General features: G+C 60.6%; 23 protein-coding genes. 16 read left to right on the forward strand and 7 right to left on the reverse strand.

Features of this window, described 5'->3' with window-relative positions; all coding sequences use genetic code 11:
* The first annotated feature begins 33 nt into the window (after positions 1-33).
* The 6 genes from petA (at position 34) to ATI14_RS11570 (ending at position 4,732) form a co-directional block, all read left to right on the forward strand.
* Positions 34-630 (forward strand): ubiquinol-cytochrome c reductase iron-sulfur subunit, encoded by a 597-nt coding sequence (gene petA / locus ATI14_RS11545; protein ID WP_016971569.1) that lies wholly within the window; start codon positions 34-36, stop codon positions 628-630.
* Complete coding sequence (locus tag ATI14_RS11550) at positions 630-1,841, forward strand: cytochrome b (RefSeq protein ID WP_016971568.1); 1,212 nt, start codon at positions 630-632, stop codon at positions 1,839-1,841. Before petA ends, ATI14_RS11550 begins: the two co-directional genes overlap by 1 nt.
* Complete coding sequence (locus ATI14_RS11555) at positions 1,841-2,620, forward strand: cytochrome c1 (RefSeq protein WP_016971567.1); 780 nt, start codon at positions 1,841-1,843, stop codon at positions 2,618-2,620. Before ATI14_RS11550 ends, ATI14_RS11555 begins: the two co-directional genes overlap by 1 nt.
* 149 nt (positions 2,621-2,769) lie before the next feature.
* Positions 2,770-3,387: a glutathione S-transferase N-terminal domain-containing protein gene (locus tag ATI14_RS11560; RefSeq protein ID WP_016971566.1), complete on the forward strand. Its 618-nt coding sequence runs from the start codon at positions 2,770-2,772 to the stop codon at positions 3,385-3,387.
* Between the two features lie 17 nt (positions 3,388-3,404).
* Positions 3,405-3,824, forward strand: a complete 420-nt coding sequence (locus tag ATI14_RS11565; protein WP_016971565.1) for a ClpXP protease specificity-enhancing factor — start codon at positions 3,405-3,407, stop codon at positions 3,822-3,824.
* Positions 3,825-3,982: 158 nt separating this feature from the next.
* Positions 3,983-4,732 (forward strand): FadR/GntR family transcriptional regulator, encoded by a 750-nt coding sequence (locus tag ATI14_RS11570; RefSeq protein ID WP_016971564.1) that lies wholly within the window; start codon positions 3,983-3,985, stop codon positions 4,730-4,732.
* Between the two features lie 147 nt (positions 4,733-4,879).
* Here ATI14_RS11570 and ATI14_RS11580 read toward each other — a convergent pair whose 3' ends face one another.
* The gene (locus ATI14_RS11580; protein WP_016971563.1) at positions 4,880-6,037 is read right to left on the reverse strand and encodes a hypothetical protein; all 1,158 of its coding nucleotides are present in this window, start codon (positions 6,035-6,037) and stop codon (positions 4,880-4,882) included.
* A gap of 234 nt (positions 6,038-6,271) precedes the next feature.
* On the opposite strand from ATI14_RS11580, the gene kdgD reads away from it, so the two are divergent.
* The 5 genes from kdgD to ATI14_RS11605 all read left to right on the forward strand — a co-directional run bounded on the left by kdgD (position 6,272) and on the right by ATI14_RS11605 (position 12,913).
* A complete protein-coding gene (kdgD, locus tag ATI14_RS11585) occupies positions 6,272-7,183 on the forward strand; it encodes a 5-dehydro-4-deoxyglucarate dehydratase (protein WP_080520056.1) in 912 nt (303 codons plus the stop codon).
* Positions 7,184-7,237: 54 nt separating this feature from the next.
* The gene (locus ATI14_RS11590; RefSeq protein WP_016971561.1) at positions 7,238-8,683 is read left to right on the forward strand and encodes an aldehyde dehydrogenase family protein; all 1,446 of its coding nucleotides are present in this window, start codon (positions 7,238-7,240) and stop codon (positions 8,681-8,683) included.
* 173 nt (positions 8,684-8,856) lie between these two features.
* Positions 8,857-10,221, forward strand: a complete 1,365-nt coding sequence (locus tag ATI14_RS11595) for an MFS transporter (RefSeq protein WP_016971560.1) — start codon at positions 8,857-8,859, stop codon at positions 10,219-10,221.
* Between the two features lie 10 nt (positions 10,222-10,231).
* On the forward strand, positions 10,232-11,785 hold the full coding sequence (gene garD / locus ATI14_RS11600) for a galactarate dehydratase (protein WP_016971559.1): 1,554 nt from the start codon (positions 10,232-10,234) through the stop codon (positions 11,783-11,785).
* Between the two features lie 186 nt (positions 11,786-11,971).
* Positions 11,972-12,913: an AEC family transporter gene (locus ATI14_RS11605; RefSeq protein WP_016971558.1), complete on the forward strand. Its 942-nt coding sequence runs from the start codon at positions 11,972-11,974 to the stop codon at positions 12,911-12,913.
* Positions 12,914-13,021: 108 nt separating this feature from the next.
* On the opposite strand, the gene ATI14_RS11610 is transcribed toward ATI14_RS11605, so the two are convergent.
* The 6 genes from ATI14_RS11610 to gatC all read right to left on the reverse strand — a co-directional run bounded on the left by ATI14_RS11610 (position 13,022) and on the right by gatC (position 18,219).
* Positions 13,022-13,405 carry a carboxymuconolactone decarboxylase family protein gene (locus tag ATI14_RS11610; RefSeq protein WP_016971557.1) on the reverse strand — a complete coding sequence of 128 codons (384 nt, stop codon included), beginning with the start codon at positions 13,403-13,405 and terminating at the stop codon, positions 13,022-13,024.
* Positions 13,402-14,448, reverse strand: coding sequence for a calcium/sodium antiporter (locus ATI14_RS11615; RefSeq protein WP_026083003.1), 1,047 nt, complete (start codon positions 14,446-14,448; stop codon positions 13,402-13,404). The genes ATI14_RS11610 and ATI14_RS11615 overlap by 4 nt, the downstream gene beginning before the upstream one ends.
* 58 nt (positions 14,449-14,506) lie before the next feature.
* On the reverse strand, positions 14,507-14,878 hold the full coding sequence (locus ATI14_RS11620) for a septal ring lytic transglycosylase RlpA family protein (protein ID WP_016971555.1): 372 nt from the start codon (positions 14,876-14,878) through the stop codon (positions 14,507-14,509).
* A gap of 129 nt (positions 14,879-15,007) precedes the next feature.
* Positions 15,008-16,453 carry an Asp-tRNA(Asn)/Glu-tRNA(Gln) amidotransferase subunit GatB gene (gene gatB / locus ATI14_RS11625; protein ID WP_080520110.1) on the reverse strand — a complete coding sequence of 482 codons (1,446 nt, stop codon included), beginning with the start codon at positions 16,451-16,453 and terminating at the stop codon, positions 15,008-15,010.
* A 10-nt stretch (positions 16,454-16,463) separates the two neighbouring features.
* Positions 16,464-17,915 (reverse strand): Asp-tRNA(Asn)/Glu-tRNA(Gln) amidotransferase subunit GatA, encoded by a 1,452-nt coding sequence (gene gatA, locus ATI14_RS11630; RefSeq protein ID WP_016971553.1) that lies wholly within the window; start codon positions 17,913-17,915, stop codon positions 16,464-16,466.
* 16 nt (positions 17,916-17,931) lie between these two features.
* A complete protein-coding gene (gatC, locus tag ATI14_RS11635; RefSeq protein ID WP_016971552.1) occupies positions 17,932-18,219 on the reverse strand; it encodes an Asp-tRNA(Asn)/Glu-tRNA(Gln) amidotransferase subunit GatC in 288 nt (95 codons plus the stop codon).
* A gap of 210 nt (positions 18,220-18,429) precedes the next feature.
* Here gatC and mreB point away from each other — a divergent pair, with 210 nt between their 5' ends.
* The 5 genes from mreB (at position 18,430) to rng (ending at position 23,380) form a co-directional block, all read left to right on the forward strand.
* The gene (mreB, locus tag ATI14_RS11640; RefSeq protein ID WP_002555108.1) at positions 18,430-19,467 is read left to right on the forward strand and encodes a rod shape-determining protein MreB; all 1,038 of its coding nucleotides are present in this window, start codon (positions 18,430-18,432) and stop codon (positions 19,465-19,467) included.
* Positions 19,468-19,606: 139 nt separating this feature from the next.
* Entirely contained in the window at positions 19,607-20,716 is a 1,110-nt protein-coding gene (mreC, locus tag ATI14_RS11645; protein WP_080520111.1) for a rod shape-determining protein MreC, read from the forward strand.
* Positions 20,716-21,204, forward strand: a complete 489-nt coding sequence (gene mreD / locus ATI14_RS11650; RefSeq protein WP_016974305.1) for a rod shape-determining protein MreD — start codon at positions 20,716-20,718, stop codon at positions 21,202-21,204. Before mreC ends, mreD begins: the two co-directional genes overlap by 1 nt.
* Positions 21,205-21,255: 51 nt before the next feature.
* Positions 21,256-21,852: a Maf family protein gene (locus ATI14_RS11655; RefSeq protein WP_016974304.1), complete on the forward strand. Its 597-nt coding sequence runs from the start codon at positions 21,256-21,258 to the stop codon at positions 21,850-21,852.
* Positions 21,853-21,922: 70 nt separating this feature from the next.
* Entirely contained in the window at positions 21,923-23,380 is a 1,458-nt protein-coding gene (gene rng / locus ATI14_RS11660) for a ribonuclease G (RefSeq protein ID WP_016974303.1), read from the forward strand.
* Positions 23,381-23,415 lie beyond the last annotated feature (35 nt).

Raw genomic sequence — 23,415 nt, forward strand, 5'->3', positions numbered from 1 at the left:
TAACAGGCCAAAAAGCTGATGGGAGAGGACTGAATGAGCAATGACGGCGTGAATGCAGGCCGGCGTCGCTTCTTGGTAGCAGCCACATCCGTGGTGGGTGCTGCAGGAGCGGTGGGGGCTGCGGTCCCGTTCGTGGGGTCATGGTTTCCCAGTGCCAAGGCGAAAGCCGCAGGTGCACCGGTGAAGGTGAATGTCAGCAAGATCGACCCAGGCCAGCAAATGATTGCTGAGTGGCGCGGTCAGCCCGTATTCATCGTTCGTCGTACCGAGGAAATCCTGGGGAATCTGAAGAAAATCGAGGGCCAGCTGTCCGACCCCGACTCGAAGAACTCCGACCAACCCGCTTACGTCGACAAGGAAGTTCGTTCGATCAAGCCAGAGATCCTTTTGCTGATCGGTATCTGCACCCACCTGGGCTGCTCGCCTACCTTCCGCCCTGAAGTGGCACCTGCCGACCTTGGCAAGGACTGGGTCGGTGGTTATTTCTGCCCTTGCCACGGTTCTCACTACGACCTCGCCGGCCGCGTCTACAAGTCACAACCCGCACCACTGAACCTGCCAGTTCCGCCACATCACTACGAGACTGACAGTGTCATTGTCATTGGCGTCGACGAGGGGGAGAAAGCCTGATGAGCAAGTTCATGGATTGGGTGGATGCGCGTTTCCCCGCAACCAAAATGTGGGAAGACCATCTCAGCAAATATTACGCACCAAAAAACTTTAACTTCTTCTACTTCTTCGGCTCGCTGGCGCTGCTGGTGCTGGTCAACCAGATCGTCACCGGCGTCTGGCTGACGATGAGCTACACCCCGTCGGCGGAAGAAGCGTTCGCCTCCGTCGAATACATCATGCGTGACGTCGAGTACGGCTCGATCCTGCGCCTGCTGCACTCCACCGGCGCCTCGGCGTTCTTCATCGTTGTCTACCTGCACATGTTCCGCGGCCTGCTCTACGGTTCGTACCAGAAACCACGCGAGCTGGTGTGGGTGTTCGGCATGCTGATCTACCTGGCGCTGATGGCCGAAGCCTTTATGGGTTACCTGCTGCCGTGGGGCCAGATGTCGTACTGGGGCGCCCAGGTGATCATCTCGCTGTTCGGTGCCATTCCGGTGATCGGCAACGACCTGACCCAGTGGATCCGTGGTGACTACCTGATCTCCGGCATCACCCTGAACCGCTTCTTCGCCTTGCACGTGGTGGCTTTGCCGATCGTGATTCTCGGCCTGGTGGTGCTGCACATTCTGGCGCTGCACGAAGTGGGCTCGAACAACCCCGATGGTGTGGACATCAAGAAGCACAAGGACGAAAACGGCGTGCCGCTCGATGGAATTCCTTTCCACCCGTACTACACCGTCAAAGACATCGTCGGCGTGGTGGTGTTCCTGTTCGTGTTCTGCTCGATCGTGTTCTTTTTCCCGGAGATGGGCGGTTATTTCCTGGAGAAACCCAACTTTGAGCAAGCCAACGCCTTCAAGACACCCGAGCACATTGCCCCGGTCTGGTACTTCACGCCGTTCTACGCGATTTTGCGGGCGATTCCCGACAAACTCATGGGTGTGATCGCCATGGGCGCGGCCATTGCGGTGCTGTTCGTGCTGCCCTGGCTCGACCGCAGCCCGGTCAAGTCCATGCGCTACAAGGGCTGGCTGAGCAAGATCTGGTTGTGGGTGTTCTGCATCGCGTTCGTCATCCTGGGTGTTCTCGGCGTGTTGGCGCCAACTCCGGAGCGTACGTTGCTGTCGCAGGTCTGCACCTTCCTGTACTTCGCCTACTTCATTCTGATGCCGTTCTACACCCGGCTTGAGAAGACCAAACCGGTACCGGAAAGGGTGACTGGCTGATGAAAAAATTATTCGTAGCTTTGATGCTTGCGGCCCTGCCGCTACTGTCCTTCGCCGCCGAGCATGGCGCGGAACTGGAGAAAGTCGACATTGACGTCTCCGACAAGGCCGCCATGCAGGATGGCCTGCGCACCTTCACCAACTACTGCATGGGCTGCCACAGTGCCAAGTTCCAGCGCTATGAGCGTGTTGCCGACGACCTGGGCATCCCCCATGACGTGATGCTCAGCCATTCGGTGTTCACCGGCGCCAAGATCGGCGACCACATGAACATCGGCATGCAACCGGCTGACGCCAAGACCTGGTTCGGCGCCGCGCCGCCGGACCTGACCCTGGTCGCCCGCGTGCGTGGCACCGATTGGCTCTACGGCTACCTGAAGTCCTTCTACGAAGACCCTGCGCGCCCTTACGGCGTGAACAACAAAGTCTTCCCGAATGTCGGTATGCCCAACGTTCTGGTCGGCCTGCAGGGTCGCCAAGTGGTAGGATGCAAGCAGGTTCAGGTCGTTGAAGACGGCAAGAAGCAATATGATCCGTTGACCGGCACGCCTCTGACCCATGAAGCGTGCGATCAACTGACCATCGTGCCCAAGACCGGTACGCAGAACGAAGAGCAGTTCGACCAGACCGTGAAAAACCTGGTGACCTTCCTGGCTTACTCGGCCAACCCGGTCAAACTGCAGCATCAGCGCATCGGTACGTACGTCTTGCTGTACCTGGCTTTCTTCTTCGTATTCGCCTATCTGCTCAAACGCGAATACTGGAAGGATGTGCATTGATCCAACCGTAAGCAATTGCTGTTAATCTTGCGCGCCCAGCGGCATCTCTGAACACGTAGTGGTCTGGTTCGATCAGGCTCTACAGGGATGCTCTCTGGGCGCGCTCGTTTTTGAGCTTTCGATAATTTCAACAAGCGAGGAGGACCGCCATGGGCGTGACCAACCGGTTGGCCTGTTACTCCGACCCCGCCGACCACTATTCCCACCGAGTGCGTATCGTGCTCGCAGAGAAGGGTGTCAGCGCAGAGATCATCAGTGTGGAGGCGGGCCGTCAGCCGCCAAAACTGATCGAAGTGAACCCTTACGGCAGCTTGCCCACCCTGGTCGACCGCGACCTGGCGTTGTGGGAGTCGACCGTGGTGATGGAATACCTGGATGAGCGTTACCCGCATCCGCCTTTGCTGCCGGTGTACCCGGTGGCACGCGCCAACAGCCGCCTGCTGATCCACCGGATCCAGCGTGACTGGTGCGGGCTGGTGGATGTGATTCTGGATTCACGTACAAAAGAAGCCGTTCGGGTGCAGGCGCGCAAGGAATTGCGCGAGAGCCTGACCGGTGTTTCGCCGCTGTTCGCCGACAAGCCTTTTTTCCTCAGTGAGGAACAAAGCTTGGTGGATTGCTGCCTATTACCCATACTCTGGCGCTTGCCGATTCTCGGTATTGAACTGCCGCGGCCGGCCAAGCCGTTGCTTGATTACATGGAGCGCCAGTTTGCGCGTGAGGCTTTCCAGGCGAGTCTGTCTGGTGTCGAACGCGACATGCGCTAAGGCTTAAGGAGCCGCTGATGAACTCCAGTCGACCCTATTTGGTCCGCGCGCTCTATGAGTGGATTGTGGACAACGATTGCACCCCGCACATGCTGGTCAACTCCGAATTTCCCAAGGTTGACGTGCCGCAAGGCTTTGCCAGTGACGGGCAGATTGTACTGAACGTATCACCCAGCGCCGTGCGCCACCTGCACATGGACAACGAGGCAGTGAGCTTCGAAGGGCGTTTTGGCGGCGTGCCGCACACGCTGTTCGTGCCGATTGGCGCCATCCTCGGCATCTATGCCCGGGAAAATGGCCAGGGCATGGTGTTTGATCTGGAGTCGCCTTTCGAGGAAGACGAAGCGATCGAAGACGAAAACGGCGATGACCTGCCACCACCGGATACAGAGCCGCCGCGCCCAAGCGGCCGGCCGAGCCTGAAAGTGGTGAAGTAACCGGCTTTTACCCTCGGGTAAGCCACAAAAATGCCCCGGCCTGTGCCGGGGCATTTTTTTGCGCGCTTGATATGGATGAAAGTCGCGTCAGAACGGTGATCGTACAACCGCCATGGGCTATGATGCCCCCTCAAGTTCGCCGAGAAAGATGATTCATCATGGAAAACGCCAACGCCGCCCCTCGTCTTCCCCGCAAGCGCCGCAGCCTTGCCCAGGAATTGGTCACGGTGTTGTCCGAGCAGATCCGCGACGGCCAGCTCAAGCGGGGCGACAAACTGCCCACCGAGTCGGCGATCATGGATGCCCATGGGGTCAGCCGCACAGTGGTGCGCGAGGCCATCTCCCGTCTGCAGGCAGCAGGGCAGGTCGAAACCCGCCACGGTATCGGCACTTTTGTATTGGACACGCCAAGCCCGAGCGGCTTCCGGATCGACCCGGCCACCGTAGTGACATTGCGTGATGTGCTGGCGATTCTGGAGCTGCGCATCAGCCTGGAAGTGGAATCCGCCGGGCTTGCTGCCTTGCGCCGCAGCGATGAGCAACTGGCCGCCATGCGCGCTGCCCTCGACGCGCTGAATGAAAGCGCTGCCCACGCTGGCGATGCCGTGGCGTCGGATTTTGCGTTCCACCTGGAAATCGCATTGTCCACCGGCAACCGCTACTTCACCGACATCATGACCCACCTGGGCACCAGCATCATTCCGCGTACCCGCCTGAACTCGGCGCGCCTGGCTCACGATGACCAGCAGCACTACATGGGCCGCCTGAGCCGCGAACACGAAGAAATTTACGAGGCGATTGCCCGCCAGGATTCGGACGCCGCACGCGCAGCCATGCGCCTGCACTTGACCAACAGCCGTGAACGACTGCGCCATGCCCATGAAGAGGCAGAAGCGCAGCGCGGTTGAAGGTGATGCCTATCGAGTGTGGGCTTGTGTGGGAGCTGGCTTGCCTGCGATGCAGACACCTCGGTATCTCAGGCAGACCCGGTTGATGCCATCGCAGGCAAGCCAGCTCCCACAGTTGATCTTCATTGCCTTGGGTGATGCGCCTGCTTAACTGGCCGGTTGATTGGGCTTGTAGTCCTTGAGCAGCAAGTAAGTACTCCACCCCCACCAGTCATTGGTCCAGTGCTTGTCGTTGAGGTCATTCACGTCCTTGCGGCGCAGCACCTTGTCACCCTCCCTCTTGAACAGCGGCGAGAAGTTGTTCGCCGGGTTCTGCGCGGCGTTCAAGTCCGGCACATACAGCGGCGCCTTGAAGCTGGCCGGGGAGGGCGCTGCGCCGCTGAGGAAGGTCTCGAAGATTTCATCGGCCGAGGCCTGTACCGCGCGTTTGACCATGGCGCGGTTGTCCGCGTCGATGCTGTCGAAATAGCGTTTATCGCCGTAGGCGTGCCACTGATCGCCCATGGCATTGCGCACCTTGAGCCCGAATTTGCTGTCTTCGTCATGCATGAAACGGCTGATCAGCGAACCCAGTTCACCCGGCGTGACCACGGCAGCCAGTTGTTTGCGCGGCACGCGCAAGTGGCCGGCGGAAAACAGATCGGTCAAAAAGTGATCGGCGAAGCTATTCATGGCGTAGGCCAACTCGAGCGCCTGGTCAGTGCCGGTTTGATGGGCGACGACCGCTTGTTGCAGCGCCGCTGTATGACCGGCCAGGTAAGCCGACAAGGCCCATTCGCCGAAATGATCAGCGTTGTCCGCCGCCAGTTTCAGGTAACGCCCCAGCGGAATCAGCGCCGACACCGCGCTGCCGCCCCCGGTGATGCGGTTCCACTCTTCCGACAACGTATCACCCAGCGCGTCATAGGCTTCATGGGGTTGCTTGCCCTCCCGGATCGCCTGGTTGACCGCGTTGATCTCCTTTTGCATCACCGCGAGGATTTTGCCGGCTTCGTCTCGTGAAGCCGGCAATACGGCCAGTGAATTAAACGCGGCGGTAAAGCGTTTCACACGATCGGCAGGGGAGGCGCCGTCGCTGATGGGCTGGCCTGGAATACCGTAAAAGTCACCGCCCAGGGCAATCACCTGGCCATAAGTCAGCGCCAGCCCGTTGGGCAGGTGCAGTTCCACTTGCCGCGCGGGAATCGCCGGAGCGCCCTTGACGAAACGCAGCAGCGTATCGTCGCCGATAGCCGTGTGTTCGCCGCCTTCAAAGCGCAGGGTAGGCGGGTTTTTCTCGGGTGCAGCGAGTTCAAGACCTGACATGTTAGCTCCTTGCTATGTCGTAGGAATCTTCCTTTTTAACTGTATGTATATACAGCTATGTCGATCATAGAAGAATAATTTCCTACGTCAAGACGCCCAGTTAAACGTCGCGCCGAACATGAAGCCTGATGAATTGCAGTTGACGAATCTTTTTATAGTTGTACGATGACGTACGACATCAACAAATCAACAACAACCTTTCGACAGAAAGTTTTCGCCCAGGGTGTTCGAATAATGAATCCACAAGAACTGAAGTCCATCCTCTCCCACGGTCTGCTGTCCTTCCCGGTGACCGATTTCAACGGCCAGGGTGACTTCCACCAGGCGGGCTACATCAAGCGCCTGGAATGGCTGGCCCCTTACGGCGCCACTGCCCTGTTCGCCGCCGGCGGCACCGGTGAGTTTTTCTCCCTGGCCGCCAGCGAATATTCCCAAGTGGTGAAGACGGCAGTGGACACCTGCGCCACCAGCGTGCCGATTCTGGCCGGTGTCGGTGGTTCGACCCGCCAGGCCATCGAGTACGCCCAGGAAGCCGAGCGCCTTGGCGCCAAAGGCCTGCTGCTGCTGCCGCATTACCTGACTGAAGCCAGCCAGGACGGCGTTGCCGCTCACGTTGAAGCCGTGTGCAAATCGGTGAAAATCGGCGTGGTGGTCTACAACCGTAACGTCTGCCGCCTGACCGCGCCGCTGCTGGAACGCCTGGCCGAACGCTGCCCGAACCTGATCGGTTACAAAGACGGCCTGGGTGATATCGAGCTGATGGTGTCGATCCGTCGTCGCCTCGGTGACCGTTTCAGCTACCTCGGCGGCCTGCCGACTGCAGAGGTTTACGCTGCTGCCTACAAAGCCCTGGGCGTGCCGGTGTACTCCTCGGCGGTGTTCAACTTCCTGCCGAAAACCGCGATGGACTTCTACCACGCAATTGCCAAGGACGATCACGCCACCGTCGCCAAGATCATCGACAACTTCTTCCTGCCTTACCTCGACATCCGTAACCGCAAGGCCGGTTATGCCGTGAGCATCGTCAAGGCCGGCGCCAAAATCGTCGGCTACGACGCAGGCCCGGTTCGCACGCCGTTGACCGACCTGCTGCCGGAAGAATACGAAGCCTTGGCCGCGCTGATCGACAAGCAAGGTCCGCAGTAACTTATCAACAAGGCCGCTGATCGCTCAGCGGCCTTTTGCGTCAGGAGAAGATTTGTGTCCCAAGCCAAACGTTTTGATCACTACATCAACGGCGAGTGGGTGGCCGGTGCCGACTATTGCGTCAACATCAACCCGTCGGAGCTTTCCGATGCGATCGGCGAATACGCCAAGGCTGATGTAGCCCAGGTCAACGCTGCTATCGACGCCGCGCGTGCTGCTTTCCCCGCCTGGTCCACGTCCGGCATCCAGGCTCGTCATGACGCCCTCGATAAAGTCGGCAGCGAAATCCTTGCCCGTCGCGAAGAGCTCGGCACTCTGCTTGCGCGGGAAGAGGGCAAGACCCTGCCCGAAGCCATCGGCGAAGTGACCCGCGCCGGCAACATTTTCAAATTTTTCGCCGGTGAATGCCTGCGGTTGTCTGGCGACTACGTGCCGTCGGTGCGCCCGGGCGTCAACGTGGAAGTCACCCGTGAAGCGTTGGGTGTGGTCGGCCTGATCACGCCGTGGAACTTCCCGATTGCCATTCCGGCCTGGAAAATCGCCCCGGCCCTGGCCTACGGCAACTGTGTGGTGGTCAAACCGGCCGAACTGGTACCGGGCTGCGCCTGGGCTTTGGCTGAAATCATCTCCCGTGCGGGCTTCCCCGCCGGTGTATTCAACCTGGTGATGGGCAGTGGCCGTGTGGTCGGCGACGTGCTGGTCAACAGCCCGAAAGTCGACGGCATCAGCTTTACCGGGTCCGTGGGTGTGGGGCGTCAGATCGCCGTCAGTTGTGTGTCGCGCCAGGCCAAAGTTCAGTTGGAAATGGGCGGCAAGAACCCGCAGATCATCCTCGACGACGCCGACCTCAAGCAGGCCGTCGAGCTGTCGGTGCAGAGCGCGTTTTACTCCACCGGCCAGCGTTGCACGGCGTCCAGCCGCCTGATCGTTACCGCCGGTATTCACGACCAGTTCGTCGCGGCCATGGCCGAGCGCATGAAGTCGATCAAGGTCGGCCACGCCCTGAAAAGCGGCACCGACATCGGCCCGGTGGTTTCCCAGGCCCAACTGGACCAGGACCTGAAATACATCGACATCGGCCAAAGCGAAGGCGCGCGGCTGGTCAGCGGTGGCGGCCTGGTGACCTGTGATACCGAAGGCTACTTCCTGGCACCGACGCTGTTTGCCGACAGTGAAGCCGCGATGCGCATCAGCCGTGAAGAAATCTTCGGCCCGGTGGCCAACGTGGTGCGCGTGGCGGACTACGAGGCGGCGCTGGCCATGGCCAACGACACCGAGTTCGGCCTGTCGGCGGGGATTGCCACCACGTCATTGAAATATGCCAACCACTTCAAGCGCCACTCCCAGGCCGGAATGGTGATGGTCAACCTGCCGACTGCCGGTGTGGACTATCACGTGCCGTTCGGTGGGCGTAAGGGTTCGTCCTATGGTTCGCGCGAGCAGGGTCGCTATGCGCAAGAGTTCTACACCGTGGTGAAAACCAGCTACATCGGTTCGTAACACCTGCGAGCCCTGCTTGTGTGGGAGCTTGCTTGCCTGCGATAGCATCACTGCGGTGTACCTGACACACCGCGGTGCCTGTATCGCAGGCAAGCCAGCTCCCACACAAAGCCGGTCCTGCACACAACAAGACAATCACCCGCAAAAAAAATAATTAGTGGGAGTACATCTTCATGCAAGCGACCAAGCCGACTCACGTCCGCTATTTGATCCTGCTCATGCTGTTTCTGGTGACCACGATCAACTATGCCGACCGGGCCACTATCGCCATTGCCGGCTCCAGCCTGCAAAAAGACCTCGGCATCGACGCGGTCACCCTCGGTTACATCTTCTCCGCATTCGGTTGGGCCTATGTGGCCGGGCAAATCCCCGGTGGCTGGCTGCTGGACCGCTTCGGTTCGAAAAAAATCTACGCCCTGAGCATCTTCACCTGGTCGCTGTTCACCGTGCTGCAAGGCTATGTCGGTGAGTTTGGTGTTTCCACCGCCATCGTCGCGCTGTTCATGCTGCGCTTTCTGGTGGGCCTGGCTGAAGCACCTTCTTTCCCCGGCAATGCGCGCATTGTGGCGGCGTGGTTTCCTACCGCCGAACGCGGCACGGCCTCGGCGATCTTCAACTCCGCGCAGTACTTCGCCACGGTGCTGTTTGCACCGCTGATGGGCTGGATCGTCTACACCTTCGGCTGGCAGCACGTGTTTATCGTGATGGGCGGCATCGGCATTCTGTTCTCGCTGATCTGGCTGAAACTGATCCACGGCCCGCGCCAGCATCCGATGATCAATGACGCCGAGCTGCAACACATCAGCGCCAACGGGGCGATGGTCGATATGGACCAGGACAAGGCCCGCGGCCAGAAAACCGACGGGCCGAAGTGGGATTACATCCGCCAATTGCTGACCAACCGCATGATGCTCGGCGTGTACCTGGGCCAGTACTGCATTAACGGTATCACCTATTTCTTCCTGACCTGGTTTCCGGTGTACCTGGTGCAGGAACGCGGCATGACCATTCTAAAGGCCGGGTTCATTGCCTCGCTGCCGGCGATCTGCGGGTTTATCGGCGGGGTGCTCGGCGGTTTGATTTCCGACTATTTGTTGCGCAAGGGCCACTCGCTGACATTCGCCCGCAAGGCGCCGATCATTGGCGGGTTGCTGGTGTCGTGCAGCATCGTGGCGTGTAACTACGTGGACATCGAGTGGATGGTGGTGGGCTTCATGGCCCTGGCCTTCTTCGGCAAAGGCGTTGGCGCACTGGGTTGGGCGGTGGTGTCCGACACCTCACCGAAACAAATCGCCGGCTTGAGCGGCGGCCTGTTCAATATGTTCGGCAACCTGGCCTCCATCAGCACGCCGATCGTGATCGGCTACATCATTAGCACCACCGGCTCGTTCAAATGGGCGCTGGTGTTTGTGGGCGCCAACGCGCTGCTGGCGGTGTTCAGCTACCTGGTCATCGTCGGCCCGATCAAACGTGTGGTGCTCAAAGAGCCGCCCAGCAAAGGCCCCGAGCTGACAGACCTGACCCACGCGCATTCCTGAGGACGATGTAATGCAGTTGATTGAACATGCCGATTCGCCGCGCTCCATTCGGTTGCACGCGCGCGACAACGTGGTGATCGTGGTCAATGACCAGGGCGTACCGGCCGGCACCGAGTTCCCGGACGGCCTGGTGACCGTGGATTTCATCCCGCAAAGCCACAAGGTGACCCTGGAAGATATCCCCGAAGGCGGCCAGATCATTCGCTACGGCCAGACCATTGGTTACGCTCTGACGCCGATTCCGCGCGGCAGTTGGGTGCAGGAAGATCAACTGCGCATGCCCACCGCGCCACCGCTGGACAGCCTGCCGCTGTCCACCGAGGTGCCTGAAACCCAGGCGCCGCTGGAAGGCTTCACGTTCGAGGGTTACCGCAACGCCGACGGCACGGTGGGCACGCGCAACATCCTCGGCATCACCACCACGGTGCAGTGCGTCACCGGCGTACTGGATCACGCGGTCAAGCGCATCAAGGACGAGCTACTGCCCAAGTACCCGCATGTCGACGACGTGGTGGCGCTGACTCACAGCTATGGCTGCGGCGTGGCGATCACCGCGACCGACGCGTACATCCCGATCCGCACCGTGCGCAATCTGGCGCGTAACCCCAACCTGGGTGGCGAAGCGCTGGTGATCAGCCTGGGCTGCGAGAAATTGCAGGCCGGGCAGGTGATGCACGCCGACGACAGCTCCGTCGATTTGAGCGAGCCGTGGCTGTACCGGCTGCAGGACTCCAGCCACGGTTTTACCGAGATGATCGAGCAGATCATGGCACTGGCCGAGACGCGCTTGAAGAAGCTCGACCAGCGCCGCCGTGAAACCGTGCCCGCGTCAGAGCTGATCCTGGGCATGCAATGCGGCGGCAGTGATGCGTTTTCCGGCATCACCGCCAACCCGGCGCTGGGCTATGCCTCGGACTTGCTGCTGCGCGCCGGGGCGACGGTGATGTTTTCCGAAGTGACTGAAGTACGCGATGCCATTTATCTGCTGACTTCTCGCGCCGAGACGAAGGCAGTTGCCGAAGAACTTGTCAGGGAAATGGACTGGTACGACCGTTACCTGGCCAAGGGCGAGGCGGACCGCAGCGCCAATACCACGCCGGGGAACAAGAAGGGCGGGTTGTCGAATATCGTCGAGAAGTCCCTGGGCTCTATCGTCAAATCCGGCAGCAGCGCGATCAACGGCGTGCTCGGCCCGGGGGAGCGTTTCAAGGGCAAGGGCCTGATCTTCTGCGCAACGCCGGCCAGCGACTTTGTGTGTGGCACTTTGCAACTGGCGGCCGGAATGAACCTGCATGTGTTCACCACCGGGCGTGGCACGCCGTACGGGCTGGCGATGGCGCCGGTGGTAAAGGTCTCGACGCGTACGGAACTGGCGCAGCGCTGGCCGGACTTGATCGACATCGATGCCGGTCGTATTGCCACCGGCCGCGCGAGCATCGAGGAATTGGGCTGGGAGCTGTTTCACTTCTATCTGGACGTGGCCAGCGGCAAAAAGCAGACGTGGGCCGAGCGGCACAAGCTGCACAACGACATCACCCTGTTCAACCCGGCGCCCATCACCTGAGACTGACGTGGACCCTGTGGGAGCTGGCTTGCCTGCGATGTCGGTGTATCAGTAACAGATGTTTCGACTGAAACACCGCGATCGCAGGCAAGTCAGCTCCCACATTTGATCGGTGTCGTCCAGACGGACAGGGCTGCATGGCTTATCATTAGCCACCTGACGACGCTCACCAAGGTTCTCCCCGGCATGCTGGCTATTTTCCTCACCACCCTGACCATCACCGCGCCGGTGTTTGCCATGCTGTTTCTCGGTGTGCTGCTCAAGCGCATCAACTGGATCAACGACAACTTCATCCACGTCGCGTCGTCGCTGGTGTTCAACGTCACCATGCCCGCGCTGCTGTTTCTCGGCATCCTGCATGCCGACCTGCACTCGGCGCTCAAGCCGGGCCTGCTGATTTACTTTGCCGTCGCCACCTTGCTGAGCTTTGCCCTGGCCTGGGGCTGGGCGATTTTTCGTTGCCCCCGTGAAGACCGTGGCATCTACACCCAGGGTTCGTTTCGCGGCAACAACGGGGTGATTGGCCTGGCGCTGGCCGCCAGCATGTACGGCGATTACGGCATTTCCCTCGGCGCGATCCTCGCGGCGCTGGTGATTCTGTTCTACAACACCCTGTCGACCATTGTGCTGGCGGTGTACAGCCCGGTGATCAAGTCCGACCCATGGAGCATCTTCAAAAGTGTGGTGGCCAACCCGCTGATCATCAGCGTGATCGTGGCCACGCCCTTCGCGGTGTTCCAGATTGGCCTGCCGGGCTGGCTGGAGTCCTCCGGCCAATACCTGGCGGACATGACCCTGCCACTGGCGCTGATCTGCATCGGTGGCACCCTGTCGCTGGCGGCGCTGCGCAAAAGCGGGAGCATGGCCCTGAGTGCCAGCCTGGTGAAGATGGTCGGCTTGCCGGTGTTCGCGACACTGGGTGCCTGGCTGCTGGGCTTTCGCGGGCCGGAGCTGGGGATTTTGTTTCTGTACTTCGGCGCACCGACGGCGGCGGCGAGTTTTGTGATGGCCCGCGCGGCTGAGGGCAATCACGAGCTGGCGGCGGCGATTATTGTGATCACCACCTTGATGGCGGCGGTGACCACCAATATCGGGATTTTTGTGTTGCAGGCGGGGGGCTGGATCTGAAGGGGCGGTGGTTTTGAGGGCCAATCGCAGGCAAGCCAGCTCCCACATTTGAAGGTATTCACAGATTTAAATGTGGGAGCTGGCTTGCCTGCGATAGCTATTGAACGGTCACTGCTTGTCTGCCTGATACGCCTCAATCACTTCCTGCGCCGCCCGAAACGCATCAATCGCCGCCGGCACGCCCGCATACACCGCGCAATGCAGCAACGCCTCGCGAATCTCTTCCACCGTGCAGCCATTGTTCAGCGCGCCGCGCACATGGCCCTTGAGCTCCTGCGGGCACTTGAGCGCCGTGAGGGCGGCGAGGGTGATCAGGCTGCGGGTTTTGAGCGGCAAGCCTTCGCGGTTCCACACACTGCCCCAGGCGTGGTCGTTGACGAAGTCCTGCAGCGGCTGGGTGAACGCGGTGGCATTGCCCAGGGCGCGGTCGACGAACACATCGCCCATCACCTGGCGACGCATTTCAACCCCGGGCTTTTTCTGATCGGTCATTGCGATTCCCTCTTGTGTTGGCGGCGCCAGGCTCGCAGCGAGGTGAACAACAGGAAAGCCACCAGCACTGGCAGGACGTAATACAGCATCAGGTGTTCAAGCCGGGTGGCCAGCGGCATGCCGAAGGTGAACGACACCACATGCAGCCCGTACACCAGGTACAGGCCGAGAAACAGCAGGCCTTCGGCCCGTGTCACCCGGTAGCCGCTGTAGAACACCGGCAGGCACAGCACGACCACGGCGAGCATCACCGGCAAGTCGAAATCCAGCGCGTTGGGCGACACCGACAGCGGCGTCGGCGCGACCAGCGCGGTAAAGCCCAAAACCCCGAGCAGATTGAACAGGTTGCTGCCGATCACGTTGCCTACCGCAATCTCGCGTTCGCCGCGCAGGGCGGCAATCAGCGAAGTGGCAAGGGCCGGCAGCGAGGTGCCGACGCCGATCAGCGTCAGGCCGATGATGCGCTCCGACAGGCCGAGATCGCTGGCCACATCCACGGCTGCACCGAGCAGCAAATGCCCGGCGAGTACCAGCACCAGCAAGCCGCCGAGCATCAGCAATACGCTGCTCAGCCAGGGCGCGTTGGCCACGGTGTCGAGCGTGCGCGGGCGGCGGGAGTGGCGCGTCTGGTAATGCAGCAGCGCCAGATACGCCACCAACGCCACCAGCAACACCAGCCCGTCGAACGGCGTGAGTTCTTCATTGGCCGCCAGAGTGAACACCAGCAGGCCGGCGCAGATCATCACCGGAATATCCAGGCGCACCAATTGCCGCGACACCCGCAACGGAATGATCAGCGCCGACAGGCCCAGGGTGACGAGAATGTTGAAGATGCTGCTGCCGATCACGCTGCCCACGGCGATATCGGTATTGCCCGCCAGGGTGGCTTGCAGGCTGACGGTCATCTGCGGCGCGCTGCTGCCGAAAGCGACGATGCTCAAGCCGATGATCAGCGGCCGTACTTTCAGGCTGGCGGCCAGGCGCACGGCGGCGCGCACGAGGATTTCCGCGCCGACGATCAGCAGCAGCAAGCCGCTGACCAGCTCGAGCAGGCTCCAGGGCGAAAGGGCGGTTAGTCCGAGAATGGCCGGGTCTCCCTCATCAGTTGCTCATGGCTTGCACGCGCACCCGCGCCGTGCCGCTGCCCAGCATACCCAGTTGTTCGGCAGCCTTGCGTGAAAGGTCGATCAAACGCCCACGGGTGTGCGGGCCGCGATCATTGATGCGCACCACCACGGATTTGTTGTTGTCGAGGTTGGTCACCTTGACCTGCGTGCCGAAAGGCAGGCGCCGATGGGCGGCGGTCAGGGCGTTCTGGTTGAAAGGTTCACCGCTGGCGGTCTTGTTGCCATGGTGCTTGGCGCCGTAATAGGAGGCGGTGCCGGTTTCGTCGTAGCCGTTGGGGTCGATGAGGCCGCTGGCGCAACCGGCCAGCAGAGAGAACAGGGCCAGGAGGCCGAGTAGACGCTTCATGCAAGGTATCCCCGGTGATCGTTCCCACGCTCCGCGTGGGAATGCAGCCCGTGACGCTCTGCGTCACAAAAGCGGACGCGGAGCGTCCTGTGAGGCGTTCCCACGCAGAGCGTGGGAACGATCATTGGATCAGCCTTCGAGCTTGCTTTTCAGCAGTTCGTTCACCTGTTGCGGGTTGGCTTTACCTTTGGAGGCTTTCATCGCCTGGCCAACAAAGAAGCCGAACATCTTGCCACGCTTGGCTTCGTCTGCTGCGCGGTACTGCTCGACCTGCTCGGCATTGGCCGCGAGCATTTCATCCAATACGGCCGAAATTGCGCCGCTGTCGGTGACTTGCTTGAGGCCGCGCTTTTCGATGATCTCGTCCGCACTGCCTTCGCCTGCGGCCATCGCTTCAAACACGGCCTTGGCGATTTTGCCGGAGATGGTGTTGTCCTTGATGCGCAGCAGCATGCCGCCCAACTGCTCGGCGGTGACCGGGGCTTCGTCGATTTCCAGGCCCTGTTTGTTCAACAGGCTGCCCAGCTCAACCATCACCCAGTTGGCCGCCAGTTTGGCGTCGCCGGCAATGCTCAGCACTTTTTCGAAGTAGTCGGCTTGTTCACGGCTGGAAGCCAGCACGCTGGCGTCGTAGACCGACAGGCCGAACGCCGTCTGGAAGCGCTCGCGTTTTTGCTGCGGCAATTCCGGCAGGGTCGCGCGCACGTCATTGAGGAACGAGTCTTCGATAACCACCGGCAACAGGTCCGGGTCGGGGAAGTAACGGTAGTCGTTGGCTTCCTCTTTGCTGCGCATGGCGCGGGTTTCGTCTTTGTTCGGGTCGTACAGGCGCGTTTGCTGGATCACCTTGCCGCCGTCTTCGATCAGCTCGATCTGGCGACGCACTTCGGTGTTGATCGCCTTCTCGATAAAGCGGAACGAGTTGACGTTCTTGATCTCGCAGCGGGTACCGAACTCGGCCTGGCCCTTTGGCCGTACCGACACGTTGCAGTCGCAACGCAGCGAGCCTTCGGCCATGTTGCCGTCGCAGATGCCCAGGTAACGCACCAGCGCATGGATGGTCTTGACGTAGGCCACGGCTTCCTTGGCGCTGCGCATGTCCGGCTCGGAGACGATTTCCAGCAGCGGTGTGCCGGCACGGTTGAGGTCGATACCGGTGGCGCCCGGGAATTCTTCGTGCAGGCTCTTGCCGGCGTCTTCTTCCAGGTGGGCGCGGGTTACGCCGACACGTTTGATGGTGCCGTCTTCCAGCGGGATATCCAGGTAGCCCTTGCCGACGATAGGCAGTTCCATCTGGCTGATCTGGTAGCCCTTGGGCAGGTCCGGGTAGAAGTAGTTCTTGCGCGCGAACACGTTGTGCTGGCCGATTTCGGCGTCAATCGCCAGGCCGAACATCACCGCCATGCGCACCGCTTCCTCGTTCAGCACCGGCAGCACGCCGGGCATGCCGAGGTCGACCAGGCTGGCCTGGGTGTTGGGCTCGGAGCCGAACGTGGTGGCGCTGCCGGAGAAAATCTTCGATTGGGTGGCGAGCTGGGTATGAATCTCCAGCCCGATCACGACTTCCCATTGCATAGTGTTCTCCTCAGAAGCCGGTAGGGGTGCGAGTGTGCCAGTCGGTGTTCAACTGGTACTGGTGCGCCACATTGAGCAGGCGGCCTTCCTGGAAATACGGGGCGAGCAATTGCACGCCGACCGGCAGGCCATCGACGAAACCTGCAGGCATGGACAAGCCCGGCAAGCCCGCGAGGTTGGCGGTGATGGTGTACAGGTCTTCAAGGTACGCAGCCACCGGGTCGCCGTTTTTGGCGCCGAGCTTCCAGGCCGGGTTCGGCGTGGTGGGGCCGATGATCACGTCGACTTCATCGAAGGCGGCCATGAAGTCATTCTTCACCAGACGACGGATTTTCTGCGCCTTGAGGTAGTACGCGTCGTAGTAGCCGGCCGACAGCGCGTAAGCGCCGACCATGATGCGGCGTTGTACTTCGGCACCGAAACCTTCGCCACGGGAGCGCTTGTACAGTTCGGTCAGGTCTTTCGGGTTTTCACAGCGGTAGCCGAAACGCACGCCGTCGAAGCGCGACAGGTTGGAAGACGCTTCTGCCGGGGCGATCACGTAGTAGGCGGGAATCGCGTGCTGATTGTTTGGCAGGCTGACTTCCTTGATCACCGCGCCGAGCTTTTCCAGCGTTTTGATGCTGTTGTGCACCAGTTCGGCGATGCGCGGGTCGAGGCCGGCGCTGAAATACTCTTTCGGCACGCCAATACGCAGGCCCTTGAGCGAAGTGTTGAGGCTGGCGCTGTAGTCCGGCACCGGCTCATCGATGCTGGTGGAGTCCTGTTTATCGAACCCGGCCATACCTTGTAACAATATTGCGCAGTCTTCAGCCGTGCGGGCCAGAGGGCCGCCCTGATCCAGGCTGGACGCGTAGGCAATCATGCCCCAGCGGGAAACGCGACCGTAGGTCGGCTTCAGACCGGTGAGGTTGGTGAAGGCCGCAGGCTGGCGGATCGAGCCGCCGGTGTCGGTGGCGGTGGCCGCCGGCAGGAAGCGCGCGGCAACGGCTGCAGCCGAACCGCCCGACGAACCGCCGGGCACGTGCTCCAGGTTCCACGGGTTTTTCACCGCGCCGTAGTAGCTCGATTCGTTGGCCGAACCCATGGCGAATTCGTCCATGTTGGTCTTGCCCAGAGTCACGGCCCCGGCGGCAGCCAGCCTGGACACCACGGTGGCGTCGTAGGGCGCTTTGAAATTGTCGAGCATCTTCGAGCCGCAGCTGGTGCGAATGCCCTGGGTGCAGAACAGGTCTTTGTGGGCGATCGGTGCGCCCAGCAGTGCGCCGTTTTCACCGTTGGCGCGACGGACGTCGGCGGCCCTGGCCTGGCTCAGGGCCAGCTCTTCGGTGAGGCTGATGAAGCTGTTGACCTGCGGGTCCAGCTCGGCGATACGCGCCAGCAGGGTCTTGGTCAGCTCTTCGGAAGAAAACTTTTTGTCGGCGAGACCGCGGGCGATCTCGGCCAGAGTCATGTGATGCATGAAAGGCTCTTTCCCTTTAGTCGATGACTTTCGGAACCAGGTACAGGCCGTTTTCGACCGCTGGCGCGATGGACTGGTAGACCTCGCGATTATTAACTTCGGTCACGACGTCTGCGCGCAGGCGCTGGCTGGCTTCCAGCGGGTGAGCCAGGGGCTCGATGCCGTCGGTATTCACGGCCTGCATTTGGTCAACCAGCCCGAGAATGCTGTTCAGGGCTGCGGTGGTCTGTGGAAGATCGGCGTCATTCAGGCCAAGCGAGGCCAGGTGCGCGATTTTTTCCACGTCGGAGCGTTCAAGCGCCATGGGATTCTCCAGTGGAAAACAGAACGGAGGGCGTCCGTGTGTTAGATTGTCGGAACACTACCGCATTTCTACGGTCATATGGCCGCGATTGTGGGGTTAGGTGCACAGAAAGTCGGCCAATTTAGCACATTGGCGCCTTGCCCAAAATCCCTGTCGTTGTTAGAGTTTGCCGCACTTTTTTACCCACGCGTTGCCTAGGGTCCTTTCCCCATGTTCAAGAAACTGCGTGGCATGTTTTCCAGCGATCTTTCCATTGACCTGGGCACTGCCAACACCCTTATTTACGTGCGCGAGCGCGGTATCGTTCTGAATGAGCCATCGGTTGTGGCCATTCGGACCCATGGTAATCAGAAAAGTGTCGTTGCCGTCGGCACCGAGGCCAAGCGCATGCTCGGCCGCACACCTGGCAACATTGCTGCCATTCGTCCGATGAAAGACGGCGTGATCGCCGACTTCAGCGTCTGCGAAAAGATGCTGCAGTACTTCATCAACAAGGTTCACGAAAACAGTTTCCTGCAGCCCAGCCCTCGTGTGCTGATCTGCGTTCCGTGCAAGTCCACCCAGGTTGAGCGTCGTGCCATCCGTGAATCGGCCCTTGGCGCCGGTGCCCGCGAAGTATTCCTGATCGAAGAGCCTATGGCTGCCGCTATCGGCGCCGGCCTCCCGGTTGAGGAAGCGCGCGGTTCGATGGTGGTGGATATCGGTGGTGGTACCACTGAAATCGCCCTGATCTCCCTGAACGGTGTGGTGTATGCCGAATCCGTACGCGTCGGCGGCGACCGCTTCGACGAAGCGATCATCACCTATGTGCGCCGCAACTACGGCAGCCTGATCGGCGAATCCACCGCTGAGCGCATCAAACAGGAAATCGGCACCGCTTACCCAGGCGGCGAAGTTCGCGAAGTCGATGTTCGCGGCCGTAACCTGGCCGAAGGCGTTCCACGTGCCTTCACCCTGAACTCCAACGAAGTGCTGGAAGCTCTGCAAGAGTCCCTGGCCACTATCGTTCAGGCCGTGAAGAGCGCCCTGGAGCAATCGCCGCCGGAGCTGGCTTCCGACATCGCCGAGCGTGGCTTGGTGCTGACCGGTGGTGGCGCCTTGCTGCGTGACCTCGACAAGCTGCTGGCCCAGGAGACTGGCCTGCCGGTGATCGTCGCCGAAGACCCGCTGACCTGCGTTGCCCGTGGCGGTGGTCGTGCACTGGAAATGATGGATAAACACACCATGGACCTGCTTTCCAGCGAATAAGATCGTTTGGGCGGTACATGCTTCGTCGGCAGGCAGCACTTTGCAGTGCTGCCTGTTGGCGTTTATCTTCTTCAATCTGCATCCAGGCCGGTTTGATGCCGTATGAATAAAGAGAACATTTGCCCGGGAGGAGCGGCTTATTAAACCGCTTTTCGCCAAAGGCCCCTCATTGGGCGTGCGCTTATTGGTGCTGGTCGTGCTTTCGGTCGCGCTGATGGTGGTCGATGCCCGCTTTGCACTGCTCAAGCCCGTGCGCAGCCAGATGTCGCTGGTGTTGATGCAGACTTACTGGATCACCGACCTGCCGCAACGGCTCTATCAGGGCGTGGCCAGCCAGTTCGGCAGCCGCACCGAGCTTGTCGCCGAGAACGAAAAACTCAAGACTGAAAACCTGCTGTTGCAGGGGCGCATGCAGAAGCTGGCTGCCCTCACCGAGCAGAACGTTCGGCTGCGCGAGTTGCTTAACTCCTCGGCACTGGTCAACGAAAAGGTTGAAGTGGCCGAGTTGATCGGCATGGACCCCAACCCTTTCACCCATCGAATCATCATCAACAAGGGTGAGCGCGATGGTGTGGTACTTGGACAGCCGGTACTCGATGCCCGTGGCCTGATGGGGCAGGTGGTCGAGTTGATGCCCTACACCTCGCGGGTGTTGTTGCTGACGGACACTACTCACAGCATTCCGGTGCAGGTCAACCGCAACGGCTTGCGTGCGATTGCCAGCGGGACCGGTAATCCGGAACGCCTGGAATTGCGCCATGTGGCGGACACCGCAGACATCAAGGAAGGCGACCTGCTGGTCAGTTCCGGCCTGGGTCAGCGGTTCCCGGCGGGTTACCCGGTGGCGACCGTCAAGGAAGTCATTCACGATTCCGGCCAGCCGTTCGCCATTGTGCGAGCCGTACCGACCGCCGCCTTGAACCGCAGTCGTTATCTGTTGCTGGTATTCAGTGACAACCGCACCCCGGAAGAACGCGCCAACGACGCCGCCCAGGCTCAGGAAGCGGAAGACAAGCAAAACGGCACGGCGCCGATAGTGCCTGCCACAGTGCCCAAGCCTGCCTTCGTCGGGCCGCCCGCGCCTCCTGCCGCCCCCGCAGCGCCCGTCGCTACCCCGGTCAAGCCCGCTGCTCATAATGCGCGTCCAGCCAAACCGGCAAGCAAGCCTGCAGCCACACCTGCTACCACGACGCCCGCAGCCAAGCCGCCGGCGACCGCCCCGGCAACCACGCGGCAGAGGGAGGAATAATGGCCGGTACTCATTCGCGCAATGGCTGGATCGTCTGGCTGACCTTCGCCATCGGCTTGCTGCTCAGCGTTTCGCCGTTGCCGCAATTCATGGAAATCCTGCGCCCGCTCTGGCTGGCACTGCTGCTGGCGTTCTGGTCGCTGACCTTGCCGCATAAAATCGGCATGGTCACGGCGATGTGCCTGGGCTTGGCGGAAGACGTGCTCTATGGCACCTTGCTGGGCCAGAACGCGCTGATCCTGACCTTGATCACGTTCCTGGTGCTGTCGTTGCAGCAGCGTTTGCGCATGTTCCCCATGTGGCAGCAGTGCCTGGTGATTCTGGTGATCTTTGGCTTGGCGCAATTGGTGCAACTGTGGCTCAGTGCCTTGACCGGCAACCGCCAGCCAACCTTGGCGCTGGTATTACCGGCATTGGTCAGCGCCTTGCTGTGGCCTTGGGTCAGCTTCGGTCTGCGTGGGTTGCGTCGCCGCTATAAAATCAATTGAATGGATTGCGAGGCTCTGCCTGGTTATCGAATGTCACAGGGAGAGTCTGGTATGAATTCGCTTTATCTGGCCTCCGGCTCCCCAAGGCGGCGTGAACTGCTGACCCAGATCGGTGTGCCTTTCACCGTGGTCAGTGCCGCCATTGATGAAACTCCCCTTGTAAATGAACTCGCCGTTGCCTACGTCGAGCGCCTTGCGCGCGGCAAGGCTGCGGCGGGTTTTGCTGTGCTCGAAAAAGCCTCTGGCGCCTGCGTGCTGGGCGCCGACACGGCGGTCATCGTTGATGGGCAGATCCTCGGCAAGCCCGTGGATCAGGCCGATGCGTTGGCCATGTTGATGGCGCTTGCCGGGCGTGAACATGAAGTTCTCACCGCGATTGCCCTCACGGATGGGCAGCGTTGCGAAACGCTATGTGTAAGCAGCCGTGTACGTTTTCGCGGCATTTCTGTCGAAGAGGCTACAACCTACTGGCACAGTGGCGAACCGCAGGATAAAGCGGGCGGCTATGCTATTCAGGGGCTGGGCTCGGTGTTTGTCGCCGGGCTCAATGGCAGTTATTCCGCGGTGGTCGGTCTGCCCGTGTGCGAAACCGCGCAACTGCTCGGTCAATTCGGCATACCCTGTTGGCAAAACCTTAGCGCGCGCTGATCGCCTTTACCGCGCGCCCAGCCTTAAGCGATTGGTCACTATTGTGAAAACGCCTGAACGAGACCCAGCCATGAGTGAAGAGATTCTGATCAATATCACGCCGATGGAATCGCGCGTGGCGGTGGTAGAGAACGGTGTTCTGCAAGAGGTGCACGTCGAACGTACGCAAAAGCGCGGGATCGTCGGCAATATCTATAAAGGCAAAGTGGTGCGCGTATTGCCGGGCATGCAGGCGGCTTTCGTCGACATCGGCCTGGACCGCGCCGCGTTTATCCATGCGTCGGAGATTTCCTTACGTGAGGGCTCGGCGGTCGAAAGCATCAGCGCGTTGGTGCACGAAGGGCAGAGCCTGGTGGTGCAAGTCACCAAGGACCCCATCGGCTCCAAAGGCGCACGGCTGACCACGCAGTTGTCGATCCCGTCGCGGTACCTGGTGTACATGCCACGCACGGCTCATGTCGGCATTTCGCTGAAGATCGAAGATGAAGCCGAGCGCGAGCGCCTGAAAAAGGTGGTCAGCGACTGCGTCGCCGCAGAAGGCATCAAGGAAGCCGGTGGCTTCATCCTGCGCACCGCCGCAGAAGGCGCTGGCGCGGATGAAATCCTCATGGACATCCGTTACCTGCGGCGCCTGTGGGATCAGATCGGCGCGCAGATCAAGACCATCGGTGCCCCGAGCGTCATCTATGAAGACCTCGGCCTGGCCCTGCGTACCCTGCGCGATCTGGTCAGCCCGAAGATAGAGAAAATTCGCATCGACTCGCGGGAAACCTTCCAGCGCACCACGCAATTTGTTGCCGAACTGATGCCGGAAATTGCCGACCGCCTGGAGCATTACCCTGGCGAGCGGCCGATTTTCGACCTGTATGGCGTCGAAGACGAAATCCAGAAAGCCCTGGAGCGCAAAGTGCCGCTCAAGTCCGGCGGCTACCTGGTGGTGGACCCGGCCGAAGCCATGACCACCATTGACGTGAACACCGGCGCCTTTGTGGGGCATCGTAACCTCGAAGAAACCATATTCAAGACCAACCTGGAAGCGGCCACCGCAATTGCCCGCCAACTGCGCCTGCGCAACCTGGGCGGCATCATCATCATCGACTTCATCGACATGGAGGACGAAGAGCATCAGCGCCAGGTGTTGCGCACCCTTGAAAAGCAACTGGAACGCGATCACGCCAAGACCAATATCATCGGTATCACCGAGCTGGGCCTGGTGCAGATGACCCGTAAACGTACGCGCGAGAGCCTTGAGCAAGTGTTGTGCGAGCCCTGCAGCAGTTGCCAGGGGCGCGGCAAGTTGAAGACTCCGGAAACGGTTTGCTACGAGATTTTCCGGGAAATCTTACGGGAGGCGCGTGCCTACCAGGCCGAAGGTTATAGAGTGCTTGCCAACCAGAAAGTGGTCGATCGGTTACTGGACGAAGAGTCCGGCAACGTTGCGGAGCTGGAGGGGTTTATCGGGCGCACGATTCGCTTCCAGGTCGAAACCATGTATTCCCAGGAACAATATGACGTGGTGCTGCTCTGATCCCCATTCGCTTTCTTTTACCGAGACCGGCCGAC

Origin of the sequence: Pseudomonas tolaasii NCPPB 2192, assembly GCF_002813445.1 — a bacterium.
GTDB lineage: Bacteria > Pseudomonadota > Gammaproteobacteria > Pseudomonadales > Pseudomonadaceae > Aquipseudomonas > Aquipseudomonas tolaasii.